The 12,247-nt window shown below is 55.9% G+C and carries 12 protein-coding genes and 1 other RNA gene; 8 read left to right on the forward strand and 5 right to left on the reverse strand.

Translation table 11 applies throughout. From position 1 onward, the window contains the following. Positions 1–26: 26 nt before the first annotated feature. Positions 27–1,535: a PLP-dependent aminotransferase family protein gene (locus tag NIZ92_RS12770; protein WP_254002066.1), complete on the reverse strand. Its 1,509-nt coding sequence runs from the start codon at positions 1,533–1,535 to the stop codon at positions 27–29. A 105-nt stretch (positions 1,536–1,640) separates the two neighbouring features. Between NIZ92_RS12770 and NIZ92_RS12775 the strand changes: the two genes are divergently transcribed. Further along, a complete protein-coding gene (locus NIZ92_RS12775) occupies positions 1,641–2,294 on the forward strand; it encodes an FMN-binding negative transcriptional regulator (RefSeq protein WP_254002067.1) in 654 nt (217 codons plus the stop codon). Between the two features lie 129 nt (positions 2,295–2,423). After that, a complete protein-coding gene (locus NIZ92_RS12780) occupies positions 2,424–2,885 on the forward strand; it encodes an Rrf2 family transcriptional regulator (RefSeq protein WP_197314042.1) in 462 nt (153 codons plus the stop codon). A 56-nt stretch (positions 2,886–2,941) separates the two neighbouring features. Here NIZ92_RS12780 and NIZ92_RS12785 read toward each other — a convergent pair whose 3' ends face one another. The 4 genes from NIZ92_RS12785 to ssrA all read right to left on the reverse strand — a co-directional run bounded on the left by NIZ92_RS12785 (position 2,942) and on the right by ssrA (position 5,923). Then, the gene (locus NIZ92_RS12785; protein WP_254002068.1) at positions 2,942–3,637 is read right to left on the reverse strand and encodes a class I SAM-dependent methyltransferase; all 696 of its coding nucleotides are present in this window, start codon (positions 3,635–3,637) and stop codon (positions 2,942–2,944) included. Positions 3,638–3,730: 93 nt separating this feature from the next. Next, positions 3,731–4,666: an NAD(P)/FAD-dependent oxidoreductase gene (locus NIZ92_RS12790; RefSeq protein ID WP_254002069.1), complete on the reverse strand. Its 936-nt coding sequence runs from the start codon at positions 4,664–4,666 to the stop codon at positions 3,731–3,733. Positions 4,667–4,821: 155 nt separating this feature from the next. Further along, positions 4,822–5,445 carry a glutathione S-transferase family protein gene (locus tag NIZ92_RS12795; RefSeq protein ID WP_254002070.1) on the reverse strand — a complete coding sequence of 208 codons (624 nt, stop codon included), beginning with the start codon at positions 5,443–5,445 and terminating at the stop codon, positions 4,822–4,824. A gap of 116 nt (positions 5,446–5,561) precedes the next feature. Further along, positions 5,562–5,923: a transfer-messenger RNA gene (gene ssrA / locus NIZ92_RS12800) on the reverse strand. Between the two features lie 144 nt (positions 5,924–6,067). Here ssrA and sstT point away from each other — a divergent pair. The 6 genes from sstT (at position 6,068) to NIZ92_RS12830 (ending at position 12,225) form a co-directional block, all read left to right on the forward strand. Continuing rightward, on the forward strand, positions 6,068–7,294 hold the full coding sequence (gene sstT / locus NIZ92_RS12805; RefSeq protein ID WP_060186886.1) for a serine/threonine transporter SstT: 1,227 nt from the start codon (positions 6,068–6,070) through the stop codon (positions 7,292–7,294). Between the two features lie 158 nt (positions 7,295–7,452). Beyond that, positions 7,453–8,085, forward strand: a complete 633-nt coding sequence (locus NIZ92_RS12810; protein ID WP_254002071.1) for a LysE family translocator — start codon at positions 7,453–7,455, stop codon at positions 8,083–8,085. Between the two features lie 334 nt (positions 8,086–8,419). Further along, a complete protein-coding gene (locus NIZ92_RS12815; RefSeq protein WP_009456284.1) occupies positions 8,420–8,923 on the forward strand; it encodes a nucleoside 2-deoxyribosyltransferase in 504 nt (167 codons plus the stop codon). 194 nt (positions 8,924–9,117) lie between these two features. Continuing rightward, complete coding sequence (locus NIZ92_RS12820; protein WP_254002072.1) at positions 9,118–9,966, forward strand: MurR/RpiR family transcriptional regulator; 849 nt, start codon at positions 9,118–9,120, stop codon at positions 9,964–9,966. Between the two features lie 286 nt (positions 9,967–10,252). Then, a complete protein-coding gene (locus NIZ92_RS12825; RefSeq protein WP_009456280.1) occupies positions 10,253–10,564 on the forward strand; it encodes a DUF485 domain-containing protein in 312 nt (103 codons plus the stop codon). Next, on the forward strand, positions 10,561–12,225 hold the full coding sequence (locus NIZ92_RS12830; protein WP_088450403.1) for a cation acetate symporter: 1,665 nt from the start codon (positions 10,561–10,563) through the stop codon (positions 12,223–12,225). Before NIZ92_RS12825 ends, NIZ92_RS12830 begins: the two co-directional genes overlap by 4 nt. The last annotated feature ends 22 nt before the right edge of the window (positions 12,226–12,247 follow it).

The raw sequence follows: 12,247 nt of genomic DNA on the forward strand, positions 1-12,247 counted from the left end.
TGCCACAGATTTGTCGAGAACAGCACTCAGGACTTTCGTTTGGTTCTGGAAGGTCGGGCAAGCTCAGAAATAATGCGCGCCAGCTTCTGCGCCGCTTCCTTCATCTGCTCGGGACTGAATGCGCTCAGACCCAGAATCAGTCCCGAAGGCCCCTGCCCAGCGTGATACATGGGTGAGACGGGACGCACTGCCACGCCCTCCTTCATGGCCCGCTGCGCCACCGCCACATCATCAACCGGCGAGGCCAGCCACAAGACGGAATGCATGCCTTGATCGCTTGGCTGCAAGCTGGCCAAGTCACTGGACAAAACCTCGCGCACAATCTCAAAAAGATGGCTACGACATTGGGTGTAGATCCCGCGCATACGCCGAATATGGCGCTCCAGATGCCCCTCTGAAATAAAGCTGGCCAAGACATGCTGGTCTGCACTGGGCGGGTGCCGATCCAGCAGAACGCGCGCTCCGCAAAAAGCCTGGACCAACTGCGGCGGCACAATCGCATAACCCAGACGCAGCGAGGGAAACAACACCTTGCTGAAGGTTCCCAGATAGACCACTCGCTCCGGGTCCAGGCCCTGCAAGGAAGGAAAGGGATGACCACTGTAGCGGAACTCGCTGTCGTAATCATCTTCGACAATCCAGGCGGACCTATCGCGTGCCCAGGCCAACAAGGCATTGCGCCGCGCCATGCTCATGGGCATGCCCAAAGGATATTGATGCGAGGGAGTGACAAAGGCAAGCCGCGCATCTGCTTGCAAACGTATGCCCGCAGCCACATCCAGCCCCTCTTCATCCACAGGTACACGAACCATACGTTCCGGCGAACCTATCGTATTCAAGATCGCGGTAATACCGGGATAGGTGGGGTTCTCTACCCAGGCAAAATCCTGCCTGCCCATCAACACCAAACAAGCCAGAAACAAGCCCTGCTGTGTACCCGTCGTCACAATGACCTGCTCCGCCTCGCAGCGCACCGAGCGTGACCGGCGCACGTACTCTGCAATAGCCTCTCGTAATGGCAAGGCGCCTTGAGGGTCCCCATAACCACCCGGCGCGCCCTGACCATGGGCCCGCAAGCGATTCCCCAAGCGTCGCCAGATGGGGCCTGGCGCGGCGGCACCCAAGGGGATCGACACGGCAAACGGGGCAGAGGGCAAAGGCTGAAATTGAGCCGCAACCCTATTGAATGGCTGGGCGGCAAGTGGTGCAGGCTGGGCAGGCAGCGATGCCGTCCTGCGCTTCTTCGGCCTTGTTTCGGGATTGGCCAGCGAGTGAGCGATGTAAGTGCCTACGCCCGGCGAGGACTCCAGAAAACCTTCGGCAATCAGTTGCTCGAAAGCCTCTACGACCGTGCCGCGGGCGACACCCAGGGACGCTGCCAAGGCTCGTGTGGAGGGCAAGGATTCACCCGGCTTGAGCGCACCGTTTTTTACTGCTTCGCGCAACTTCTGCGCCAACTGACGGCCCAGGCCCCCTGCACTTCGGTCCAGTTCGCCAAGAGAAGGAATCTTTGGATTATGAGCAGTACGAGACATGAATTGTGGTCCATAAAAATAGCGCCAAACTGGTACAGATCAATGATCCAGAATAGACCAATAATAGACACATCGTCCCTGAACCCCAAGCCAAGAAAGACAACGATGTATATCCCCGCTCACTTCAATGAATCCCGGCCTGAACCACTGCACGAGCTGATCGCCCAGCATCCCCTGGGCATTCTGATCGCCCATGGCAAAAGCGGATTAAGCGCGAATCACCTGCCCTTCATGCTGCATCCCCAGGAAGGTGCACAAGGAGTACTGCACTGCCACGTCGCCAGAAACAATCCCGTCTGGCAAGACCTGGAAGACGGTGACGAAGTGATGGTGATATTCCGTGCAGGAGACGCCTACATCTCCCCACAGTGGTTCCCAAGCAAACTGGAAACACACAAGCAAGTTCCATCCTGGAACTACATCGTGGCCCATGCTTATGGGCGGGTAACAATACGCGATGATGAACGGTATGTTCGTGGTGCCGTGGCGCGTTTGACCCGCATCCACGAAGCCAGCCAGCCCGTGCCCTGGAAGATGACGGATGGTCCCAAGGACTATATCGACGCCATGCTGAAAGCCATTGTCGGAATTGAAATTGAGATCACTCGGCTGATCGGCAAAACCAAGCTGAGCCAGAATAAGGAGGCTCGGGATGTGGAGGCCGCATCAGCAGCATTAATCAGCCAGGGAGATCATTTCATTGGCAGTGCGATGCAGGCGGTGGCAGTAGACAAACGGGCACAAGAGGCCAAGAAATAAGCAAGGTGACGGCCAACTGCAAAGTACAAACCACCCCGATCTGACTATCCGATTCGTGCTACTTATAATGTGACATCGTGCACCGGGACACCCTCCCCCCCTTCCCCGGTGCATTACAAGGTCAAGAATATGAGAAGTGATAGTCGGCTCTCCCGCATGCTGCATGTTTTGCTGCACATGGCCAGGCACGATCAGCCATTTACCTCCGAGCAAATCGCCACCATGCTCAGCACCAATCCCGTGGTCGTCCGACGCACCATGGCGGGCTTACGCAAGGCGGGTTACGTGCGCTCCGAAAAAGGCCACGGGGGCGGCTGGACACTAAGCTGTGATCTGCAAGAAGTCACGCTGCTGGACATACACAAAGCGGTTGGGGGACCGCGTATCTTCTTTATCGGCCACGAGAACGAGAACCCAAGCTGCGGTGTCGCCAAAGTAGTTAACGCCGCCTTGGGCGATGTGCTCAAGGAAGCGGAAACCCTGGTCATGCAAAGGCTGGAAGCCATCCCCCTGGCAGAACTATTGGCCGAGTTTGAGCAGCTCTATAAGGCAGAAATGGCAGAGCTGGACAGGAAAATGGCGGAGCAATAATCCGCAGGCTCTGCTTGGTTCAGGGCAGAATCAATACAAGAGCAAAGGTTGAGCAATTAGGCCTGATCATCCGCATAGGCTACCCAACCCCGGAACGAGAGCCCAGCATAGAACAAGGCTGGTGACGAGAACCCGGCCTCCCGCAACAAACCCTCTTCCTCCTGCGGGCTTAACAGCGTCAAATGCCGGGCCATATTTGATGCAGAACTTATCGCTTCCGCCGTAGTTTCCGCCCCTGTAGCAAAGGCGATGGATCGGGCTAGCCAGTCCTCAGTTGCCCCCTCCTCTGACCGACAATGATGAGCCACGATAAGCGCCGCCCCCGGCTTCAAGCGTGCGCGCAAGGACTTCAACAGCGACAAGCGCTCTGCTTTTGACAAGAAATGCAGAGTCAGCAGACAAGTAGCACCATCAAACAGCTCCAGCGGTGCATCGTCCACATAGCCTGGTATCAAATCCACTTGCGACCCCAAAGGCCCTAGCACCTGGGCCGCCAGATCCAGCATGGCTTGCGAAGGATCGACTCCCACGAAAGACCAATCGGGGCGGGCTTGCACAAAGGACTTCAACTCCAGCCCACCACCTGCTGCCAGGACCAGAATCCTGGCATTGCTCGTTACCCGTTCGGAAAGCAGGATCAAGGCCATGCGATGAAGATCATGGAAGCCAGGAATGCGCTGTGGTGTTGTATCGGCATACCGGGCGACCAAGGCAGGATCGCTAAAGGGCTGGACGGAAGTGGGGGTTTTCATTGAAATCCTGAGCGGGTGGTAAGCAATGGCATGGGTGCACCCTATGCCATTACTCGGTCTGCGTGGAGTTTGGCGCTGGACATTGCTCTGGCCTCATGCAGCCTTTTCCGAGCTGGCTCCAGCCTGCTCCGCCAAGCCATAAATCAAGGAATGATGTGCCCCACCCGCCGCCATTACCCCCGCAGCGGCTGCGAGGGTGGCATTAGCCATGGGACTGGCAGCATCACCCGCCGCAAACACACCCGGCACGGACGTGTGCTGCATGGGGTCCACAGCAATAAAAGACCCCGTAGGGCCGGCTGTCAGCTTGCAACCCAGCTGTATGGCCAGGTCACTGGCCAGCTCTGTTTTGGGCGCTACAAACAGGCCGGAAATAGCCACGATTCTGCCATCCTGCAAACGCACTGCCTCCAGCCCAGGCTTGCTTCCCAACAGCTCTGCAATCGGTGTCTTTTCGATCTGCACGCCACGCGCTATCAGTTGGACTTCCTGCTCTGCACTCGGTGTAAATACAGCTTGAGTAAACAACGTGGTCGGCCCCCAATCTGGCACCAACATGGCTTGATGCATAGCCAGCTCGCTGCTGGCCAACACACCCAAAGGCTGCTGGTTCAACTCAAAGCCATGGCAATAAGGACAATGCAGCACGCTGCTGCCCCAACGCTCCTGCATACCGGGAATATCAGGCAAGCTGTCCTTGACGCCAGTGGCCAGAATCAGGCGACTCGCACGGACTGTCTGGGCGTCCTCGGTCAATAGCTGAAACCCACCCTCAATGGCATGAACCTCCATAGCACACCCGGCTCGCTGCTTGACCGTCTCGTACTTCGCAAGCTGAAGTTTTGTCGTCGCCATGATGGCCGCCGGAGCCTGCCCGTCTTGCCCCAGAAAACCATGAGAGGCCTGGGCAAAGCGATTCCGGGGCTGTCCCGCGTCCAATAAAAGTACGCGCCGCCGCGCCCGACCCAATTGAATCGCCGCAGCCTGACCTGCAAAACTGCCACCGACGATGATGATGTCGAAGTCCATAAATTCACCTTCTCTTTAACGTATCTTTTCATGTTACGTATTAGAGAAAAACAGGTCAACTCATGAAACTATGTTTGTTACGATTTTGATTCGGGAATAGGAAGAAAGGCGTTACGCCATGCCGAACACAGCGCAACGCATATAAAGAATGCCGTTCAGGCAGCGGCCTCGGCTACCGCTTTGCGCACGGCTTCACGCGCCCCTACCCGCTCCAGATAAGCACTTAGTTTGGGAAATTGGCTCATATCGACTGCATCCCCCTCCAGCCAACCACCTACTGTATACAGATAAGCATCAGCTACGCTGAACTGATCGCCCAACACCCAGGGACCCACAATCAAGGACTCCAGATAAGCCGCACAGACCGTCATGTTCTGCGGCACCTTGGCGCGCATGGCTTCTTCCGCCGCTGGATCATCTGCCCAACGAGAACCACGGCGCTTATGTGCATGGGCCACATGCACCGTGGACGCCAGATAGCTATGCAGCTCCTGCATACGGGCGAATCCAAAAGGATCATTCACAGGCGCCAGCTTGGCATCCGGAAAGCTCTGCGCCACAAAAGCCAGCAAAGCCGGAGTTTCCGTCAAAGCCCCCTGCTCTGTCACCAGTGCCGGCACACGCCCCTTGGGATTGACGCGCAGAAACTCCGGACTTTGCTGTTGACTCGCACCAAAATCCAGCTTGACCACATCAAAGTCAGCCCCTGCTTCATGCAGTGCAATATGAGTGGCAAGCGCGCAGGTCCCTGGCGCGGAATAGAACACCCAACGAGACATGTCGATCTCCTTTTGTCCATAAAACGAAAGGATCATTATGACGCTGAAGCCTTGTTGGGCAAGCAAAAAACAAAAAACCCAACAGCCGTTAAGCTGTTGGGTTTCTTGGGATATCTTGGTGGAGTCGGGGGGAATTGAACCCCCGTCCGCAAGCCGTCCACAGACAGTTCTACATGTGTAGTCAATTAATTTTAAGTTTTAACCTTGGACTGTGCCAATTGACAGGCCTTTCCTTGGCGATCCACTAAGTTTTAGAACCGGACTTCGTGGCGCAGGCCGATTCGATTCTTTGTAAATAACACTGCTGTAGGTTGCCCTACCTAACCCAAAGACAAATTAGTGCAGTGGCCCAGCCTTAAGCGGCTAGAGCGAAACGCTCGTCGTTGGCGTTTGTAGTTTTCCAGTGGATTTACGAGCGTACTGGTGCTCGACACGCCCTGATCTGCTTCTTGACCCACGTCGAAGCCATGTCGACCCCATGTGGATTAGCAACCATACCACATCGGCTACAAAATGTATAGCGCCTGGTGCTAGAATAACCCTCTTCCGCGCTCTGGCTGAGTCCTCGCCAGAGCGTTTTTCACGTACTTCACGCCTACCCATTTGTTTGGAGTCGCTTTTCATGGCCCATCCCGCCAATCAAGCCAGAGGCCCATTAGGCTTTATCCTGCACGGCAGTCTTGTTACTCAAATTGTGATCGGTTTGGTCGCCGGTATTTTGCTGGGACGCTTTGCTCCCGATGCCGCGCACTCGATCGCCCTGCTGGGCCAATTATTTGTCTCTGCCTTGAAGTCGGTTGCGCCGATTCTGGTGTTTGTTCTGGTGATGTCTTCCATTGCCAACCAAAAAGCCCAGTCCTCCACCCGCATGGGTCCTATTTTGCTCTTGTACGTGCTGGGCACCTTCCTGGCTGCACTGATTGCCGTAATCGCCAGCTTCGCCTTCCCCGTCAAGCTCAAGCTGGATCTGGCCGATGCCACCTTGAACCCTCCTGGCAATATCGTTGAGGTATTGCTGGATCTGCTGACCAGCATTGTGGTGAACCCGGTTGATGCCTTGCTCAACGCCAACTACATGGGCATTTTGGCCTGGGCTATTGCTCTGGGCCTGGCACTGAAACACGGCTCGCAAGGTTCTCGCGACCTGCTGACCGATATGGCCAATGCCGTGTCGTCCTTGGTGCGACTGGTCATTCGCTTTGCACCGCTGGGTATTTTTGGTCTGGTAGCCGTCACTATTGCCGAGTCCGGCTTTGATGCGCTGCGCCAATACGGTTTGCTGCTGCTCGTGCTGGTAGGCTGCATGTTGGTGGTGGCTCTGGTCATCAACCCCTTGATCGTGTTTGCCAAGCTTCGTCGCAACCCCTACCCGCTGGTATTCACCTGCCTGCGTGAAAGCGGCATCACAGCCTTTTTCACCCGCAGTTCTGCCGCCAACATCCCTGTGAACATGGCTTTGTGCGAACGCCTGGGCCTGCATAAAGACACCTACTCGGTTTCAATTCCACTGGGTGCCACCATCAATATGGCCGGTGCTGCCGTCACGATTACCGTCCTGACGCTGGCTGCGGTGCACACACTGGAAATCCCGGCTGACCTGCCTACCGCCCTGCTGCTGAGCCTGGTGGCTACCATTGCGGCTTGCGGTGCGTCTGGCGTGGCCGGTGGCTCTTTGCTGCTGATTCCACTAGCATGCAATATGTTCGGTATTTCCAACGATGTCGCCATGCAAGTCGTTGGTGTAGGTTTCGTGATTGGGGTGGTGCAAGACTCGGTAGAAACGGCCTTGAACTCCTCGACCGACGTGCTGTTTACCGCTGCGGCAACACTCGAACCAGGCCGTGCCTGATTTGATATCTTGACGCACAAGGGGCCAGCCATTCAGGCTGGCCTTTTTTGTAGGCCGATCAGGCAACGCCTGATTGCCTCAGCCCAAGTACCCGCCGCCATGCTTGAGTGCGCAGGCACTCAATGCTTCTGCAATCAGACTCTTACCAAGGAATCTTCGTGGATTTAGCCAGCCTTTCTCTGTATATCGTTGCAGTATCGGCCGTCACTATCATGCCGGGTCCCACCATGCTGCTTGCCTTGAACAATGGTGCACATGGCGGCAAACGGATCGCAGCATGCGGTATTGCGGGTGCGGCGCTCTCGGACCTGATTCTGATTGCTGCTGTCGGCGGTGGACTGGGCGCGCTGCTGCTTGCCTCCGAGCAGCTTTTCACAGTGGTGAAGTGGATAGGTGCGGCGTATCTGCTCTATCTGGCCTATGGTCTCTGGCACGCTCCGGTCAGCTCTATCCAGACAGACACTCCCACGGAAAAAGTTCAGACGGGTCGCGCGGCTTTTCTGCGATCTTTGCTGGTTGCCCTGTCCAACCCTAAAGCGCTGCTGTTCTTCTCTGCATTTTTGCCGCAATTCATTCGTCCGGAAGAAGCAGTTGCCGTTCAGTACATCACACTGGCCTTGGTCACAGCCCTGATTGATATGGCTTTAATGACTGTCTACGCCGTGGGTGGCCATCACGCCATGCGGCTGCTTTCCGGCAAGGCTATGCGTTGGTTGAACCGGGCTTGTGCTGGCATGCTGGCAGGTCTGGGTATTGCGTTAAGTCTGTATCGACGCGGTAATGCCAACTGAAGATCGCAACCTCCAAGGAAAACAAGGGACCTGAATCGGTCCCTTTTTCTTATGTGCTGCAAGCCAGTCTTGCCTACCACAAGACTGCACCTCACCATCCGTGACGCTAGAGCAACAGGCCAAACGACAAACCGCAAACCCGTGCCAGGTCCTTACACCCAGCGCCATGTTCAGGCTGATGGGATCGTATATCATCATTCAGATGGCCACCACGAATAGCCTGCTACGGGTTCAGAACAGTCATGTCCTCACAAATTCCGGTTTGCCCCAGCGGCCAGCAGCCCAGCCTGAACCGGCACGATTTCCCTTCACCCCGAATCAACAAGGAGCCAAGATGAAGCGTATCTATTTAGCGGGTCCTGATGTGTTTTTCAGCGATGCCACCGAGCGTGCCAAGCTGCACAAGCAATTGGTACGAGACTTTGGCTTCAAGCCCTTGCATCCCGTTGATCAGGAAGAGATCGAGGCCTCGGCTATCTACCACCATAATATTCGTCTGCTGGACCAAGCCGATGCGGTTCTGGCCAACATCACGCCCTTTCGAGGCGCAGAGATTGATACCGGCACCGCTTTTGAAATCGGTTACGCCGTAGCCCAGGGCCTGCCTGTTTTTACCTACCGCTCTACCGCCGATACCGTTCTGGACACCGTACGCGAGCACTACAGCCCAGTTGTGCTGGACCCGGCCAGCCAGATCTGGCGTGATCGCAATGGTGCGCTGATCGAAGACTTTGGCCTGCCCTCGAACTTGATGGTGGCGATCAGCACGGAGTTTGTACACGGTTCCTTTACAGATGCCCTGATCGCCGCACAGGATTATTTCAAAGCTATTGGCTAATTCATTTTCGGAAAAAATACTGCTGATTAATCAATCACAAGCCGTCAAACAGAGTCAAAATTAAACGGTTTTCAGGGAAATTAAACGCATCTTGTACTCAGGTATGATGTGGACTTGAAATTCCCTGCCCGTACACAGGAACCACAATTGGTTCCCCGCAGAACCCGCTTTTCCTGAATCAAAAAAACAGGGCTATGCCCAGCACCATGCCAGACACCAGCAACATCTCTTTTCTTGATCGTGTACGCGCCATTCTTAGTGATCTCCCCGCCTCCGAGCGACGTCTGGCCCAATTCACACTGGATTTCTCGGGTGATTTATCCAGCTACAACGCCTCGGAACTCGCCAGTCTGGCCCAAGTTTCCAATGCCACTGTCACACGTCTGATCCGTCGTCTGGAATACGCCAACTACGAAGCGGCACGCAAGCAGATTCGCACGGAAAGAACGGATGACTCCTTCACCTCGGTCCACCAGCCGCTATCTCCGGGCGAGGCCGCCTTGCACTCACACTTGCAGGAAAGCTATAGCAAGCTGGGCAATACCTATCGGCATCTGTCCCATTCTGTTCTGCAGGAAGCCAGTCAGGCCATCAGCCGTGCGCGGCAGGTTTGGCTGGTGGGTTTGCAGGCAAACTACTTTCTGGCCGGGCATTTTTACTGGCATTTGTCCAAACTCATACCGGGCGTACGACTTATCCCCGGAGCGGGGCAAACCGTCTCCGACTACCTGGCCGACATTCAGCACCAGGATGTCGTGATTGTTTTTGATTTGCATCCACGCCCCAGCCACATGCCTGAGCTGATCGGACGCCTGGAAACACGCTGTGCGGACATCGTGCTGATCACCGACCAGGATTACAAAGAGCGGCCCAAAACCCGCTGGTCCCTGCCCTGCCAGCCTGGGCCTGAAGCGCTGCCTGATAATTCGGTGGCCGTTGCCAGCCTGTCTCATCTGCTGCTGTCCGAAATACTGAAAGTACGTGGCGCTGATCGCCGTGATGAATCAGAACAAGAACTGGCCACCGCTGACGCGCTGTTTTGAACTAACAAAAAACTCCCTTCTCAAGCTCTGCAAGCTACTCAGAGCAGAAGAGACCAGCTCTTGTGCCTGTGCGTCTCCTGCATCATTTGCCCCGCCCAGCTAAACCAAGGCTCCAAAATCAGAGCCTTCTCCTCCCTCATCTACGACCAAAGTCGCCTGTTGGGAAAAGTTGATTCGTTCTATACATGCTGTACACAGAGCGCCCTCAAGCGCCAACTCTCTGTACACGCCGTGTTTAGAGAGCCTCGATGCCAAGAATCATCAAACCCCATAAGGAGACATAAGAATGAGCTCAGCCAATACTGTCGTGACGGCAGTAACTCAGCACCCTGCCTATCAAGAACTGCTTAGAAGACGCAACCGCATGAGCCTGATTTTTTTCGGCTTGACCGTGATTGTGTACGCCGGTTTTATCTTGACCCTGGCCTTTGACCCCGAACTTTTCAGCCGTTCTGTCGGTTCCATGACCATGACCATTGGCGTACTTAGCGCCGCCATTGTGCTCATTAGTGCCGTCGTCCTGGTGTCCACCTTCGTCTACATTTCCAACAAGGTGTATGACCCCTTGCTGGCTCAAATCATGAAGGACGTGACATGAAGAAACTACTTCTGAGCCTGGGCCTGTTTGGCATGGCCAGTGGCAATGCCATGGCAGCCTCTTCCGGCCAGGCCAATACCTCCGCCATTGTGATGTTCCTGATCTTTATTGCCGGGACCATGGTCATTACTTGGTGGGCGGCCCGCCGTACACGCACCACGTCCGACTTTTACACCGCTGGTGGCGGTTTGACCGGCTTTCAAAACGGCCTGGCAATTGCCGGGGACTATCTGTCCGCCGCTTCTTTCCTGGGGATTGCGGGCATGGTGTACGTCAGCGGTTTCGACGGCATGATTTACGCCATCGGCTTCATGTTCGGCTGGCCGGTTGTGATGTTCCTGATTGCAGAGCGCCTGCGCAATCTGGGCCGCTACAACTTTGCCGACGTCACCTCGTTTCGCCTGTCGCAAAACCCCATGCGGATTCTGGCGGCCAGTGCCTCCCTATTGATCATCGCCCTGTACCTGATCGCGCAAATGGTCGGCGCAGGCAAACTGATCGTGCTGCTGTTTGGTCTGGACTACAACGTGGCCGTCGTCATCGTAGGTTCACTGATGATGATTTACGTCACCTTTGGCGGCATGACAGCCACCACCTGGGTGCAAATCATCAAGGCCGTACTGATGCTGTTCGGTGCCACACTGATGACGATTCTGGTTCTGGCTGCGTTCTACTGGGATGTCGATGCCATGCTGGCCGCTGCCGTGGAAACACACCCTACCGGACACGCCATTCTTGAACCCGGCGCAGCTGTCAGCAGCAACCCGCTGAACGTGCTGTCCCTGGGTATTGCCCTGGCCTTCGGTACCGCAGGTCTGCCGCATATCCTGATGCGTTTCTTTACCGTGGCCGATGCCAAGGAAGCCCGCAAATCCGTGATCTACGCCAGCAGCTTTATTGGTTACTTCTACCTGCTGACCTTCATCATCGGTTTCGGTGCGATTGCCTTGCTGGTCAAGCATCCCGAGTACTTCCAGACGGGTCCGGACGGCTCCTTCAACATGCTGACCAACCTGATTGGCGGCACCAATATGGTGGCGGTGCACCTGGCCAATGCAGTAGGCGGCAACCTGTTGCTGGGCTTCCTGGCAGCAGTTACCTTCGCCACGATTGTGGCCGTGGTTGCAGGCTTGGCCTTGGCCGGTGCCGCCGCCATTTCGCATGACCTGTACGCCAACGTCATTGCCAAAGGCCGCGCCACCGAAAAAGACCAGATGCGCATTTCGCGTATCTCCACAGTGGTGTTGGGTGTGCTGGCGATTTTGCTGGGCATTATCTTTGAAAACCAGAACGTCGCCTTCATGGTGGGCCTTGCCTTTGCCATTGCAGCCAGTGCCAACTTCCCGGTCCTGGTGCTGTCGATTGCCTGGCGTGGCTGCACCACGCGTGGTGCCACCATTGGCGGTTTTCTGGGCCTGGTCACCGCCACGGTGTGGGTGGTCCTGAGCAGCACGGTGTGGGTGGATGTATTCGGTTTTGCCGAGCCCATCACCCCCTTCCCTAACCCTGGCATCCTGTCCATTCCGTTGGCTTTCTTCTCGATCTGGCTGTTCTCGACCCTGGATAACAGCGCCCGCGCTACCCAGGAACGCGAAGCCTTCGAGGCTCTGACTGTACGCAGTCAAACCGGCATTGGTGCTGCCAGCGCCAGCGCTCACTAAACCTTTTTAACGCTGACTTAAT

This window comes from Alcaligenes sp. 1735tsa3, from assembly GCF_024134565.1.
Classification (GTDB): Bacteria; Pseudomonadota; Gammaproteobacteria; order Burkholderiales; family Burkholderiaceae_B; genus Alcaligenes; species Alcaligenes phenolicus.